General features: G+C 71.9%; 11 protein-coding genes and 2 pseudogenes. 4 read left to right on the forward strand and 9 right to left on the reverse strand.

The window, feature by feature from the left end; all coding sequences use genetic code 11:
- Together J7E93_RS07895 and J7E93_RS07900 are read left to right on the forward strand one after the other, a co-directional pair.
- A pseudogene (locus J7E93_RS07895) lies at positions 1 to 1,584 on the forward strand (PAS domain S-box protein); the annotation flags it as partial.
- A gap of 265 nt (positions 1,585 to 1,849) precedes the next feature.
- Positions 1,850 to 2,325: pseudogene (locus J7E93_RS07900) on the forward strand (MarR family winged helix-turn-helix transcriptional regulator).
- Between the two features lie 57 nt (positions 2,326 to 2,382).
- On the opposite strand, the gene J7E93_RS07905 reads toward J7E93_RS07900, so the two are convergent.
- From J7E93_RS07905 to J7E93_RS07940, 8 genes are all read right to left on the reverse strand, one after another.
- On the reverse strand, positions 2,383 to 4,035 hold the full coding sequence (locus J7E93_RS07905) for a long-chain fatty acid--CoA ligase (RefSeq protein WP_215066816.1): 1,653 nt from the start codon (positions 4,033 to 4,035) through the stop codon (positions 2,383 to 2,385).
- 215 nt (positions 4,036 to 4,250) lie between these two features.
- Positions 4,251 to 4,817 carry a SigE family RNA polymerase sigma factor gene (locus J7E93_RS07910; protein WP_215066817.1) on the reverse strand — a complete coding sequence of 189 codons (567 nt, stop codon included), beginning with the start codon at positions 4,815 to 4,817 and terminating at the stop codon, positions 4,251 to 4,253.
- Positions 4,818 to 4,941: 124 nt separating this feature from the next.
- Complete coding sequence (locus tag J7E93_RS07915) at positions 4,942 to 6,054, reverse strand: DUF1906 domain-containing protein (protein ID WP_308368044.1); 1,113 nt, start codon at positions 6,052 to 6,054, stop codon at positions 4,942 to 4,944.
- A 52-nt stretch (positions 6,055 to 6,106) separates the two neighbouring features.
- A complete protein-coding gene (locus J7E93_RS07920; protein WP_215066818.1) occupies positions 6,107 to 7,273 on the reverse strand; it encodes a lipid-transfer protein in 1,167 nt (388 codons plus the stop codon).
- Positions 7,270 to 7,674, reverse strand: coding sequence for a MaoC family dehydratase (locus J7E93_RS07925; protein ID WP_215066819.1), 405 nt, complete (start codon positions 7,672 to 7,674; stop codon positions 7,270 to 7,272). The genes J7E93_RS07920 and J7E93_RS07925 overlap by 4 nt, the downstream gene beginning before the upstream one ends.
- A complete protein-coding gene (locus J7E93_RS07930; RefSeq protein WP_215066820.1) occupies positions 7,671 to 8,807 on the reverse strand; it encodes an acyl-CoA dehydrogenase family protein in 1,137 nt (378 codons plus the stop codon). The genes J7E93_RS07925 and J7E93_RS07930 overlap by 4 nt, the downstream gene beginning before the upstream one ends.
- 1 nt (position 8,808) lies before the next feature.
- Positions 8,809 to 9,747, reverse strand: coding sequence for a bifunctional MaoC family dehydratase N-terminal/OB-fold nucleic acid binding domain-containing protein (locus J7E93_RS07935; RefSeq protein ID WP_215066865.1), 939 nt, complete (start codon positions 9,745 to 9,747; stop codon positions 8,809 to 8,811).
- Between the two features lie 77 nt (positions 9,748 to 9,824).
- The gene (locus J7E93_RS07940) at positions 9,825 to 11,003 is read right to left on the reverse strand and encodes an acyl-CoA dehydrogenase family protein (protein WP_215066822.1); all 1,179 of its coding nucleotides are present in this window, start codon (positions 11,001 to 11,003) and stop codon (positions 9,825 to 9,827) included.
- A gap of 159 nt (positions 11,004 to 11,162) precedes the next feature.
- Between J7E93_RS07940 and J7E93_RS07945 the strand changes: the two genes are divergently transcribed.
- Both J7E93_RS07945 and J7E93_RS07950 read left to right on the forward strand, forming a co-directional pair.
- Positions 11,163 to 12,104 carry a bifunctional DNA primase/polymerase gene (locus J7E93_RS07945; RefSeq protein ID WP_215066823.1) on the forward strand — a complete coding sequence of 314 codons (942 nt, stop codon included), beginning with the start codon at positions 11,163 to 11,165 and terminating at the stop codon, positions 12,102 to 12,104.
- 370 nt (positions 12,105 to 12,474) lie between these two features.
- A complete protein-coding gene (locus tag J7E93_RS07950) occupies positions 12,475 to 13,251 on the forward strand; it encodes an NUDIX domain-containing protein (RefSeq protein ID WP_215066825.1) in 777 nt (258 codons plus the stop codon).
- On the opposite strand, the gene J7E93_RS07955 is transcribed toward J7E93_RS07950, so the two are convergent.
- Positions 13,235 to 14,368, reverse strand: a complete 1,134-nt coding sequence (locus J7E93_RS07955) for an XRE family transcriptional regulator (RefSeq protein ID WP_215066827.1) — start codon at positions 14,366 to 14,368, stop codon at positions 13,235 to 13,237. The genes J7E93_RS07950 and J7E93_RS07955 overlap by 17 nt on opposite strands.
- Positions 14,369 to 14,380: the final 12 nt, after the last annotated feature.

Here is a 14,380-nt window from a genome sequence, read left to right on the forward strand (position 1 = left end):
CGCCGGGCGCTCGCCGCCCAGGAGCGGACCGCAGCCGCCGACGCGGGGCCGCGTACGCCGTTCGCCCTGCCCCCGGCCGACGCCGACCGCCCCTCCGAGCAGGAGCAGCCTTCGCCCCTCCCGGTGAGCGACGAAGGGCAGCACGACGCCGTACGGGCCGTGCCCGGCGCCGACCAGGCGCCGCCGCAGGCACACCCGCTGCCCGAGCCGACCGGTACGGGTCGTCGCCGGGGCCACGGCGCACCGCAGGAGACCCGTTCCGGTACCGGTACCGGCTCCGTACCCCTGCCGCCCGAGACCCCCGCGTCCGTTCAGCCCGCGCAGCCCACGCAGCGCACGCAGCCCACGCAGCCCACGCAGAAGGAGCCTGCCCAGCAGGGCGGGCGCGCGTTCAGCGTCCGTACGCTCGGGCAGGGCGTGCCGTTCGCCCAGAAGATCGCCGCCCAGCAGACCGGCCAGGCGGGCGGCCAGACGAGCGGCCAGCCGACCGGCGCTCAGACCGGTGCTCAGACGGGCGCTCAGACCGGTGCCCAAAGCGCTCCGACCCCGTCGAACGGCTCGGGTCGGCGGCGCAAGCTCGCCACTCCCCCCGAGGGCGACCGTCCGGTCCCGGCACCGTCCGAGCCGGCGGCCAAGCCACAGGCCCACGGGCACCCGCAGCCCTCAGCCACTCAGTCCCAGCCGCAGTCCTCGGTCGCACAGTCGCAGCCCAAGCTCGCCCCGGCCGCCCCCGAAGGGCGTGCCTACGCCATAGGAGCACCCGCCGAGGGCTCCGCCGAGGGGCCCGAGCCGCTCGACGGTCCCGGCGGCGCGGTCGAGGTCGCCAACAAGCCGCAGCCGCAGCCCATCGACGACGAACTGCCCCCGGAGCCGCTGGACAACCCCCGCCGTCTGCTCGTCTGGCCCGCGCCGGACGTCTCCACCCAGCAGGCACTGAGCGACCGCGGCTACCGTCCGGTGATCGTCCACTCCCGCGAGGAGGTCGACGCCCAGATCGCCGCGTTCCCGGCCGCGCTCTTCGTCGACCCGCTCACCGGGCCCATCACCCGTACCGCGCTCCAGTCACTCCGCCAGGCCGCGGTCGCCGCCGAGGTGCCGGTGCTGCTCGCGGCCGGTCTCGGGCAGGCGACCCGGGAGGCCGCGTACGGCGCCGACCCTGCCGTACTCCTCAAGGCGCTCGCCCCGCGCGACAGCGAGCAGCACCCCTCGCGCGTCCTGCTCATCGAGGAGAACGAGGAGATCGCGCAGGCGCTCGCGGCGACCCTGGAGCGGCGCGGCATGCAGGTCGCCCGGGCCGAGGCGGACACCGAGGCGGTCGCGCTGGCGACGCAGATGCGGCCGAACCTGGTGGTGATGGACCTGATGCAGGTGCGCCGCCGACGGGCCGGGATCATCGACTGGCTGCGTGCGAACGGGCAGTTGAACCGCACGCCGCTCGTCGTCTACACCTCTGCCGGTCTCGACGAGGCCGAACTGCCGAAGCTGGCATCCGGCGAGACGGTCCTCTTCCTCGCGGAGCGCTCGACGAGCAATGAGGTCCAGGCCCGGATCGTGGACCTGCTGGCGAAGATCGGCACCAACTGACCGGCACCAACTGACCGCCACCAACTGATCAGTGGCTGGCGGCTGATCGGCGCCAACTCTTCGGTACCGGCTGATCGGCGCCAACTGACCGGCGACAACCGGTCGGTCGGCGCCGGAGCGGTGTCCCCGTGAGCCACGGCGCTCTAGCGTCGCGATCATGGAACCGCTGACCGAGACCGCCGCCACCAAGAACGCCGCCACCGAAACCGGCGCCCCGACCGCCCTCACCGATCAGGCGCCGGCCGACCCCGCCGCCACCGACGACATGCTGGCCACGCAGCCGATCGGCTACTGGAGCGGTCTCGCCCACGCGACCGTCACCCGGCATCTGCGGGACGTCATGGCCACGATCGATGTCACCCAGCCGCAGTACTGGGTGCTCAACCGCGTGAACACGGGTCCACGGCGCCGAGCCGGGAGGAGGTCGTCACCCTGCTGACCCCCCTCGCGGACGGGCCGCACGACATCGCACGCGTCATCGACCAGTTGCTCCACCGCGGCTGGCTCCGGACCGACGCCGGGCAGCACCTCTACCTCACCGACGCCGGGGAGGCCGCCAGGCTCCGGCTGCGCGCGATGGTGACCGAGCTGCGCGCCGTGGTCCACGAGGGCATCAGCGACGAGGAGTACGTGGCCGCGCTGAAGGTACTGCGCAGGATGGTCGCCAACGTCGCCAACCTTGCCGACCCCGCCGAGCCCGCCGGCCCCGCCGACGCCGCCGACGCCGAGGCCCGTACGTGAGAAGGGGGCGGCGTCCGCGCGGACACCGCCCCCCATCCCACGTACAGAGTTCCGCTTCTACAGCTGGGTCACGTCCAGCTCACCCGCCGCGTACTGCTTGCGGATCACCTTCTTGTCGAACTTGCCCACGCTCGTCTTCGGCACCGCCGGCACGATCGCCCAGCGCTCCGGCAGCTGCCACCTGGCGATCCCGGCCTCGGTGGCGAGGAACGCCTTCAGCGACTCGTAGTCAGCCGTCGAGCCCTCCTTGAGGACGACGGTCGCCAGCGGCCGCTCGCCCCACTTCTCGTCCGGTACGGCGACGACGGCGGCCTCGGCGACCTCCGGGTGCGCCATCAGCGCGTTCTCCAGTTCCACGGACGAGATCCACTCGCCGCCGGACTTGATGACGTCCTTGGCCCGGTCGGTGAGCGTGAGGAAGCCGTCGGGGCTGATGACACCGACGTCGCCGGTCTTGAGCCAGCCGTCCTCGCTGAACTTGTCCGCCGGGCGGATCGCCTCACCGTCCACCCCGCCGAAGTACGCGCCCGCGATCCAGGTGCCGCGGACCTCCAGCTCACCGGCCGACTCGCCGTCCCAGGGCAGGTGTTCGCCGCCCGGGCCGACGAGACGAGCCTCGACACCGGCCGGGAAACGGCCCTGCGTGATGCGGTACGGCCACTCCTGCTCCGCGGTCAGTCCGGCCGGCGGGTGGGCCATGGTGCCGAGCGGGGAGGTCTCCGTCATGCCCCAGGCGTGGCAGAGGCGGACGCCGAGCTTGTCGTACGCCTCCATGAGGGAGGGCGGACAGGCCGCGCCGCCGATGGTGACCTGCTTCATGGAGGAGAGGTCGCGCGGGTGGGCGGTGACCTCGGCGAGCAGGCCCTGCCAGATGGTGGGGACGGCGGCGGCGTGGCTCGGCTTCTCGCGCTCGATCATCTCGGCGAGCGGGGCCGGCTGGAGGAAGCGGTCCGGCATGAGCATGTTGATGCCGGTCATGAAGGTGGCGTGCGGCAGGCCCCAGGCGTTGACGTGGAACTGCGGGACGACGACGAGGGTCGTGTCCTTGGCCGTCAGACCCATCGACTCGGCCATGTTGACCTGCATGGAGTGCAGGTAGATGGAGCGGTGGGAGTAAACGACACCCTTGGGGTCTCCGGTCGTGCCGGAGGTGTAGCACATGGCGGCGGCCGCGCGTTCGTCCAGCTCGGGCCAGTCGAAGGTGGTGGGGCGGCCCGCGATCAGCTCGTCGTAGTCGTGCACGCGGGGTGCGACGCCGTCGAGGACGGAACGGTCGCCCGGGCCCGAGACCACGATGTGCTCGATGGTCGGCAGGTGCGGCAGCAGCGGGGCAAGGAGGGGGAGCAGGGAGCCGTTGACGAGGACGACCCGGTCGGCAGCGTGGTTGACGATCCAGACCAGCTGCTCGGGGGGAAGGCGCAGGTTGAGGGTGTGGAGGACCGCGCCCATGGAGGGGATCGCGAAGTACGCCTCGACATGCTCGGCGTTGTTCCACATCAGGGTCGCGACACGCTGGTCGCCGGTGACGCCGAGCTCGTCGCGCAGGGCGTTCGCCAGCTGGGTCGCACGGGCGCCCGCCTCCGCGAAGGTGCGGCGCTGCGGCTCGGGCTCACCGGTCCAGGTGGTGATCAGTGACTTCCCGTGGATCGTCATCCCGTGCTGCAGGATGCGGGTCACGGTCAGTTGTACGTCCTGCATGGTGCTCAGCACGGCGTCCTCCCGGTGGGCGCTACGTGGCAGTAGTAAGGGTGTGGAGATTCTGCTCACGTACCGCGCGGTATGTCACTACCCGAGAGTACGGAAATCGCCAGCAATCACTGGCGGAAGCTGATTCCGGAGGTTCCTACGGTCAGGCTCCGACAGACAGGCTCCGACGGACAGGCCCCGACGGACAGGCCCCGACGGACATCGATCCGCCGACCCGGCTACCGAACGGGGGCCAGCTCCGGGTCCTCGCGGAGCTTGCCGAGCGCCCGCGAGACCGCGCTCTTGACCGTACCGATCGACACCCCGAGCACCTCGGCCGTCTGGGCCTCGCTGAGATCCTCGTAGTACCGCAGGACGACCATCGCCCGCTGCCGGTCGGGGAGCTTCATCACCGCCCGCCACATCGCGTCGTGCAGCACCTGGCGCTCGGCCGGGTCCGGCTCCGGCAGACCGGCCGGCTCCGGCAGCTCCTCGCACGCGAACTCGTCGACCTTGCGCTTGCGCCACTGCGAGGTACGCGTGTTCACCAGGGCCCGGCGGACGTAGCCGTCCAGGGCGCGGTGGTCCTCGATCCGCTCCCAGGCGACGAAGGTCTTCGTCAGCGCGGTCTGCAGCAGGTCCTCGGCGTCCGACGGGTTCGCGGTCAGCGAGCGCGCGGTGCGCAGCAGTACGGGCCCGCGAGCCCGTACGTACGAGGAGAAGGACGGGTAGCCGGTGGTCACGGCGGACCCCAGGGCGGCCGTGGAGGCGCCGGCGCAGACGGGGCCAGAGGGTGGCGGAGTCATGGCTCCACGCTAGGAGCGGGGGCGTCTCCAGGGATCGGCCCCAGGTCCCGAACCGCACTCCGCCTCAGGTTGTAGGGGTGGGGGCAGCTGGACCTCCTGAAGGTGGAGTCGGCCGCGGAACGGCTCAGGGTCGGGCATCGGCGATGTGGGCGACCGGGGCGTCGACCGCGCTGCGGTCGATCTGCAGGCTGTGGCCTCCGTACGTCTCCCGCACGTTCCCCGCGTACTGGTGGATCCGGCTGCGCTCCGGCCAGGCCTCGGGGTGCAGCACGGGCTCCTCGTACAACGCCGGAGTGCCGCGCCAGCGCGCGAACCAGATCACGGACGGGAGGTCTTCCACGTCGGCCTTCCGCGCCTCCTCCAGGTGGCGGACGCCGGTGTCGGCGCTGCTGTAGAAGCCGGGCAGATAGCCCTGGCGGCGGACCTCGCGGTTCCAGGCACGGATGAAGAGCAGGGTGGTCGCGGCGCACTGCAGGTCGCTGATCCGATAGGCCTCCATGTCGAGGTAGAGCGGACTGGACGGGGCGATCCCGAGCGCGCGGGCCGCCCGGACGGCGTCGTCGGCCTCCTGGGTGCCCTGCTGCCAGGGGTTGTCGCCGATGGGGACGTCCTTCTTGTGCTCGGCGAACACGCAGGGCGCCTGGGAACCGACGAACAGCGGCAGCACCCGCCAGCCGAGGTTCTCCACCGAGGTGATCCAGTCCGCGTTCAGGTTCTTCTGGACGAGGCAGCCGCGGCCCCGGCCCCCGAAGTAGACCCCGACCGCCCGGTAGGGGGAGGCGCGCCAGGCCCGCATCGACGCGAGGGTCGGCGCCTCGCAGGTGTCGAAGGCCCGGCCCAGGAAGTGGCGGTACGGGACGGAGGCGTCGGCGGGCGGGCCTGCCGGCGGAACGCCTGCGGTGTCCGCCCCTGTCGCAGGGGCGCCCGCACCGTGAGCGCCCGTCCCAGGGCCACCGCCGGCGGGGTCGCGTGTGGCGGGGGTGAACGCGGCGGGGGCGGCGAGCAGCGTGGCGGCGAGGGTGGCCACCAGGGCGGGGGCCAGAGCTCGTACGGGCCGGAGGCGGGGCGATGAGGCGGACGGGGACGGAGACGGGGAGCGGTCGCTGGAGTGGTCACTCGGGCACTGCGTCGTGCGGCCCGCCGTGCGGTCCGTCGTGCGGTCCGTAGTGCGCTGCACCATGCGCTTCGTCGCGTGCGTGGTCGTGCGTTTCGTCGTGCGTTTCGTGGAGCGTTTCATGGCGCGAGTGAAGTGCGCCCCGTCCGCACCGGCCACCGCTCGGGGCTTCGCCTCAGCCGTCCGTGCCCAGGATCAACCCGGACGTGGGAACCCCGGTGCCCGCCGTGACCAACGTCCTGGCCGCGCCGGGTATCTGGTTCACGGACGTGCCGCGCACCTGCCGTACGGCCTCCGCAATGCCGTTCATCCCGTGCAGATACGCCTCTCCCAGCTGTCCTCCGTGGGTGTTCAGCGGCAGCGCGTCCGACGCGACGAAGTCGGCCGCCTCCCCGGGCCCGCAGAACCCGAATTCCTCCAGCTGCATCAGGACGAACGGAGTGAAGTGGTCGTAAAGGATGCCCACGTCGATGTCGCCCGGCGCGAGTCCAGAGGTCCGCCACAGCTGTCGGGCCACCACGCCCATCTCCGGCAGACCCGTCAGGTCGTCCCGGTAGAAGCTGGTCATCGCCTCCTGGTTGCGCCCCGCGCCCTGGGCGGCGGCGACGATCACCGCGGGCGGACGGCGCAGATCGCGGGCGCGCTCGACGGAGGTGACGACGATCGCCTGGCCGCCGTCGGTCTCCTGGCAGCAGTCGAGGAGCCGGAGCGGCTCGACGATCCAGCGCGAGGCGGCATGGTCGGCGAGGGTGATCGGCTTCTCGTAGAAGTACGCGGCGGGGTTGCGGGCCGCGTACCGGCGGTCGGTGACGGCGACATGGCCGAAGGCCTCGGGGGCGAGGCCGTAGGTGTGGAGGTACCGCTGGGAGATCATGGCGACCCAGGAGGCCGGCGTGAGCAGCCCGAAGGGGAGCTGCCAGCCGAGCGCCGCGCCCTCGGCGGAGGGCTCGCGCTGCTGGACCCCGGAGCCGAAGCGGCGCCCCGAACGTTCGTTGAACGCCCGGTAGCAGACGACGACTTCGGCGACACCGGTCGCCACGGCGAGGGCGGCCTGCTGGACCGTGGCGCAGGCGGCTCCGCCCCCGTAGTGGATACGGGAGAAGAAGGACAGCTCGCCGATGCCGGCCGCCTGGGCGACGGTGATCTCCGGGCTGGTGTCCATGGTGAAGGTGACCATGCCGTCGACGTCGGCGGGGGTGAGTCCGGCGTCGTCGAGGGCGGCGTGCACCGCCTCGACGGCGAGCTTGAGCTCGCTGCGGCCGGAGTCCTTGGAGAACTCGGTCGCGCCGATGCCGGCGACGGCGGCACGGCCGCCGAGGCCGTCCGCTCCGCGGATGCTCATGACGCTTCCTTCTCGCGGGGCCCGGGCAGGCTCACGGTGACCGTGCCGGTGACGTGGTGGCCGAGGCGGTTGGCGCCCACGACCCGCACCCGCGCCGTGTCACCGTCGATGTCGGTGACCGTCCCGGTCAGCGTCATGGTGTCCCCCGGATAGTTGGGCGCCCCGAGCCGTATCGCCACCTTGCGGAGCACCGCCGCCGGACCGAAGTGGTCGGTGATGTACCGCCCCACGAGGCCGTTGGTCGTCAGGATGTTCATGAAGATGTCCTGGGAGCCCTTCTCCTTCGCGAGCTCCGCGTCGTGGTGCACGTCCTGGTAGTCGCGGGAGGCCACGGCCCCGGCGACGATCAGGGTGCGGGTGATCGGGATCTCCAGCGGCGGCAGTTCGTCACCGGCGTTCATGACGGCTCTCCGTTCGCGATCGTGTCGCCGAGTTCGGCGAGGAGTTCTGTGCCACAGCCGAGATAGGCGTCGAGCTGTCTGCCCCACAGGAAGTGCCGGTGGACGGGGTGGTCGAGGTCGGCGCCCATGCCTCCGTGCAGATGCTGGCCGGTGTGGACGACCCGCTTGCCGGCCTCGGACGCCCACCAGGCCGCGGTCAGCGCGTGTGCGGCGGCGGGCAGGCCCTGGTCGTGGCGCCAGGCCGCTTCGTAGGCGGTGACCCGGATCGCCTCGGTGTCCATATGGGCGTCGGCGGCCCGGAGTTGCACCGCCTGGCGCGTGGCGAGCGGGCGGCCGAACTGCTCGCGTACGGAGGTGTGCGCGACGGCCCGGGCCAGGGAACCGGCACAGACCCCGGCCTGGAGCCCGGCGAACGCGATCCTGGCCGCGGCCAGCACGTCCGCGTAAGCCTCGGCGCGGACCTCCCTGCGGACCTTCCCCGTGCCCTCCGCCGAGGCCGCCCCGCCGGCCTCCCCGCCCGCCTTCCCGCCGGCCTCGGCGCCGGCCTCCCCGCCCGCCTCGGCGCAGCCGATCCGCTCGCCCTGGGCCCCGTCCAGGACGAGCCGCCCCGCGGCCCAGGGGGCGGTGAGCTCGACGGGCACCACGGTCGCCTCCGTGGTGGCGACCAGCCACAGCGCGCTCTCCTCGTCCGGTACGAGGACGTGGGTGGCCTCCCTGAGCCAGGGCACCCAGTCCACGGTCCCGGTGAGCAGACCGTCTGCGCCGGCCCGGACCCGGCCGGCGGCCGGGAAGGCCCCGGTCACCACCGTCGTACCGTCCCTGAGGCCGGGCAGCAGCCTGGCGCGCTGCTCGTCCGTACCGTGGCTGCTGACGGCGAGGAGCCCGTACACGCCACTGGCCACGAGCGGCACCTGGGCCGTCGTACGCCCCTGCTCCTCAGCAAGCAGCACCAGGCCGAGTAGCCCCACCTCCTCGACCGCTCCGGGCAGCCCGGCCGAGGACAGCGCCTTCCACAGCTCGGCGTCCGTGTCCGTCCCGAGAGCCGCGAGCCGCTCGTGCGTGGCGAGATCGCCGAAGATCCGCGCCGCCAGCTCCCGGGCGGCCTCCTGCTCCTCGGTGGGGGTGAAGTCCATGTCAGCCCTCCCCTCCCGCGCGGAAGACGGGAAGCTCCAGCTCCTCGTCGGCCTTCATGAACTCGAGCCTCACCGGCATCCCGATCCGGACCTTGTCGTAGGGCACACCCACGATGTTGCTGACCATCCGGACGCCCTCGGCCAGTTCGATCAGCCCGACCGCGTAGGGAGGGTCGAATGCGGGGAAGGGCGGGTGGTGCATGACCACGTACGAGAAGACGGTCCCGGAGCCGTCGGCCTCGACGGTGTCCCACTCCTGCGAGCCGCAGGCGTTGCAGCCGGGCAGCCACGGGAAGCGGAGGGTCGCGCACGCCCCGCACCGCTGGATGAGGAGCCGGTGGGCGGCGACACCCTCCCAGAACCCGGCGTTGTCGCGGTTGATCACCGGCCGGGGCCGCTTCCCCTTGGGTTTCGGTGCCCCGGGTGCGTACTTGAGGATGCGGAAGCGGTGGGTACCCGCGAGCTCGCCGCCCGCCCGGACGTCCATCCGGGTCGTGACGAAGTACCCCGTCCCGAGCTTGGTGGTCTTGCGCTCCGACACCGACTCGATCACGGCGTCGAAGGTGATCGCGTCGCCCGGCCGCAGCTGCCGTACGTACTCCTGCTCGCAGTCGGTGGCGACCACGGAGGTGTATCCGGCGCGGTCGAGCAGCGCGAGCAGCTCGTCGTACGCCTCGGAGCGGCCGGTGTGCCCGGTGTGGCCGGAAAGACCGCCCATCGTCCATGCCTGGAGCATGGTCGGCGGGGCGACGGCCTCCGGCCCCGCGTAGGCCGGGTTGGTGTCGCCCATGGCCTCGCACCAGTGCCTGATCATCGGCTCGTTGACCAGGTCCTTGCCGACGCCCGCGGTGGCGGCCGCCCGCCCCTCGTACGCCTTCAGCCGGTCGGCGAGGTCGACCGCCCCCTCGCCGTTCCCCACCGCGCCCTCGCCGTTCCCCACCGCCCCCTCACGGCTCACCACCGCGCCCTCGTCGTTCCCCACCGCCCCCTCACGGCTCACCGCCGCGCCCTCGCCGTTCACCGCCGCCCCCGATCCCTCTTCGTACCGGTCATGCCGAGTCGCATCGTCGCGACGATCTCGCGCTGCACCTCGCTCACCCCTCCCCCGAAGGTGTTGATCTGCGCGGCGCGGTTCATCCGCTCGAGCTCACCACCGTCGAACTCCCCCGGCGATCCCGCCCTCACCAGCCCCGCCCCGCCCGCGATCTCCTGACATATTCGGTACACCTCCACCGCCGATTCGGTTCCCGCGAACTTCACTCCGCTCGCGTCTCCCGGGGCCAGTCGGCCGGCCCCCACATCCCCCACCAGACGCCAGTTGAGCAGGCGCGTTGCCGCGAGCCGGGCATGCGCCTCGGCGGCCCGGATCCGTACCCACGGCTCGTCAATCCGCCGCCGCCCCGTCACCGGATCGGGTGTACGGGCCCGGCGGAGCACCGCCTCGTAGAAGTCCTCGGCCTGCATACCGATGGCGGCGAGTGCGACCCGCTCGTGGTTGAGCTGGTCGGTGATCAGCCCCCAGCCGCCGTTCTCCTCCCCGACGAGGTTCCCGGCGGGGACCCGGATTCCGTCGTAGTACGTCGCCGTCGTCGTCAGTCCGCCGACCGTCCGGATCGGCGTCCAGGAGAAACCGGGCGCGTCCGTCGGCACCAGGACGATGGAGATTCCGCGGTGCTTGGGGGCGTCGGGCGCGGTGCGGCAGGCGAGCCAGATCCAGTCGGCGTTCTGGGCGTTCGAGGTGAAGACTTTCTGCCCGTCGATCAGCCAGGAGTCCCCGTCCCGCACCGCCTTCGTACGGAGCGAGGCCAGGTCGGTGCCCGCCTCCGGCTCGCTGTATCCGATGGCGAAGACGGTCTCGCCGCGCAGGATGCGGGGCAGGAAGTACGCCTTCTGCTCCTCGGTGCCGTACTTCATCAGCGTCGGGCCGACGGTGTTGAGCGTGACCATGGAGACCGGGGCGCCGGCCCGGTAGGCCTCGTCGAAGAAGACGAACTGTTCGTCGGGGCCTCGGCCCTGCCCTCCGTACTCCTCCGGCCAGCCAAGCCCGAGCATGCCGTCGCCGCCGATGCGGCGGAGCAGGTTCCGCTGTGTCGCGGTGTCGCCGGGTGGCGGCGGTCCCTCGGGCATCACGTCCCGGAAGTACGCGCGGAGTTCGGCGCGCAGCCGAAGCTGCCGCTCGGTCGGGGCGAGGTGCACGGCGACGCCTCCAGGACGGACGACTAAGTTTTCTGACTGTCCGTCAGATCAGGGAGTCGTGTCAAGGTCACGGGCGGCACGCAGAACGACACGCGCAGCGGCCTCCGCCTCTCCGCCTCCCCTCTTCCCTTCTTCGAACGGGTGTACGAAAATGAGGGTATGGCCATCTCCGCCCGGCGCTCCGCCACCCTGGCCCTCGCCCACGCGCTGTCCGCCGCAGAGCGCGGGCTTCCCGTCATCCCGCTCTCCGCCAACAAGCTCCCCGCCCTGCGCTCACCCCACCGCGCCCAGCCCGCGCCGACGCGGTGCCGCGGGGAATGCGGCCTGCCCGGACACGGGGTGCACGATGCGACCACCGACCCCGCGGCCGTCAGGGCGCTGTTCGCCGCCGCCCCCTGGGCCACCGGCTACGGCATCGCATGCGGGCGGCCCTCGCACCACCTGATCGGCGTCGATCTCGATGTGAAGCCGTCACCGACGGACACCGGGACAGTCGCCCCGACCGACTCCACGGCGGAGCTCCGGCACCTGGCGCTCGAGCACCTGTTCACCCTGCCGCCCACGGTCACCGTCCTCACCCCCAGCGGCGGCCGCCACCTGTGGCTCACCGGCCCGCCCGACGTCGTGGTCCCCAACTCGGCGAGCCGCCTCGCCCCCGGGATCGACATCCGCGGCGCCGGCGGCTACCTGGTCGGACCGGGCTCGGTGACCGCCCGGGGCGCGTACCGTCTCGCTCCGGACACCGCCCACCTCGCCCCGGCGCCCTGCCCCCGCGCCCTCCTGGACCTGATCGCACCTCCGGCACCGCCCCCGCGCGCCCACCACCCCGGCCACGCCGACCCGCGCCGCGGCCAGGGCCTGATCCACTTCGTCCTGACGGCACACGAGGGCCAGCGCAACACGCGCCTCTTCTGGGCGGCCTGCCGCGCCTACGAGAGCGGCCTCGGCGACTGTCTCACCGAAGCCCTCACCACAGCGGCGGTCCGCACGGGCCTGCCCGAACACGAGGCCCGCGCCACGATCGACTCGGCGGCCCGCCTGACCCCGCACCGCATGACCGGCCCGACCTCAGGTCAGCCGCCGGAGCAGCCCCGGAACTAGATCTCACACGGGAGCGGCCCCCGACCACTTGTCCTGGTCGGGGGCCGCTCCACCGGGCGGTGGGTGTGGGATTTGAACCCACGGTGACTCGCGCCACGACGGTTTTCAAGACCGCCGGGCATGCAGCGGCCATTCCTGCTCTGACCTGTACGTTCCCCGCTCCGAGACCTCTGTGTGGCTGTCCTGGCCCACACATGGCCCACGAGCCCCCGAAACGGCCCCTTCCCGGGGCTTCATCCGCTGTCCGCTCGCGACCGGCATCCGGGGCCGGGCGATCCCCGGAAGAGAGGTTTACATGGCCCAGTCATCTGCTCTACTCCCCCGATACGCTGGCTACCACCAGCCGACGATCCGGGAGAGTGCGCCAAGGATGGGACCCAAGACGCAGAGGGTCTACGACACGATTCGATCCTGGATCGAGTCCGGCCGCTATGGCCCTGGCGACAAGCTGCCGTCCGAGCGGACGCTGACTGCCGACCTTGAGATCGGCCGTACCGCGCTGCGTCAGGTACTCGCACGTCTGGCGAACGAGCACTTCATCAAGGCTCACGACCGCAGCTCGTACCGCGTCCTCGGCGGCGAGAGCGTCCCGACGCCGGCGGAGATGGAGCCGTGGAAGATCCACGGCTCCCGCCATGTCTACGAGAACCGCTGGGTGAATCTGGACCTGGTCGACGTCGAGCCTCCCGGCGTCGAGCGCTTCGAGCATCACGTCGTCCGGCTCTTCCGCGTGGCCATCACCGCCGTGATCGACGACCAAGACCGCGTGCTCATGCTGTGGCGGTACCGCTTCGTACCGGAGCAGTGGGGTTGGGAGCTGCCCGGCGGAATCGTGGACGCAGGCGAGGATGCCGCCGCCACAGCGGCCCGAGAGACTGAGGAAGAAACGGGCTGGCGTCCCGGCCCCGTCGAGCACGTCGTCAGCTACCAGCCGATGATCGGCATGGTCGACTCGCCGCACGAGATCTTCGTGGCTCGTGGTGCCGAGAAGGTCGGCGAGCCGACCGACGCCGAGGAGGCGGGCGAGATCGCCTGGATCCCCCTGGCCGACATCCCGCGCCTCATGTCCGAAGGCAAGCTCATGGGGTCGGGCACGCTCGTGGCCCTCCTCCACATCCTGGCGTCCCGAGCTACAGGCGACCGGTAAGGAGTTCCACCCGCCGGCGGAACCGCACGGAGCCCGTGCGGTTCGCCAGCAACCTGGCCTTCTGCAGATGGGACCGCGCGTCGTCCAGCTCTCCGCGAGCCAGGTGCGCCTGGGTGAGATCGCAGTACAGACCTGAGTTCGCGCGGACGAAGGACTCGTCGGCACTGTCGAGTGACGCGTACAGCTCCTCCATCGCTGAGGCGTCGCCGAGCTTGGCGAGGACGTTCCCGCGCCACCGCGTCAGGTGACCGGTGTTGAGAAAGATGCTCAGCATGTCGGCGTCACGCGTCTCGCCGTCATCGGGGAGGAGCTCGGTCGCCCGATCCAAGGCTGAGCGCGCCGCCGACTCCATGCCGGGCCCGGCGGCGGCGCACAGCTCAGCTTCGGCGGCGGCGAGCCACGCCCGCAGCCGCGACGACTGGCGCTCCGGTTGTGTGCGCTGCGCGTCTCGCACCAGCTCGACCGCGAGCAGAGGTCGGCCGGCGTCCGCGAGTACGTACGCCTGCTCGCCCATGGCATGTGCCAGGTAGAGCGGGGACTCGGCGTCTTGGGCGGCCTTTTTGGCGAGCTCGTACCGTCGCCATGCCCGATCCACGGCGCCAGCGTCGAGTGCCTGCCACGCGGCCAGGGTGGATGCTCCCGCGAGCGCGGTCGCGATGGGCCGCCGCGCCCCTGGCAACACGGCGAAGGTCAACGCTTCCTCCATCGCCGCCAGATGGCCGTTCATCTGGTCGACCAGACCGGTCGCGCCCATCTGCCGGTCCATAGTCCGGAGTAGCTCGGTCTGGGCCAGGAACGACGGGACCATGGACTCACTCAGGCTGCCCGCGGCATCAATCCGGCTCAGCAGGTCCGCGTAGCCGTCCGCCTGCGGCTCCTGCACTTCGGTCTCGCCCCGCAGCTCGGCATCCGTGGCGCCCAAGAGCGGCCGGAGGATCGCGGCGTATCGGTCCGTGATCGTGCGTCGACCGTTCTCCCACTCGGAGATGTAGGTCTTGAGACTGGCCGCCGCGGCGATGTCGAGGAGCCGTTGCTCCGCGAACCGCCGCATCTCGTGAACCAGTCGATCCTGCGACCAACCTCGCGCGGTCCGGATCGCCCTTAACCCCTTAGCCACGCCGCCTCCTGT

Origin of the sequence: Streptomyces sp. ISL-36, from assembly GCF_018614205.1 — a bacterium.
Taxonomy (GTDB): Bacteria; Actinomycetota; Actinomycetes; order Streptomycetales; family Streptomycetaceae; genus Streptomyces.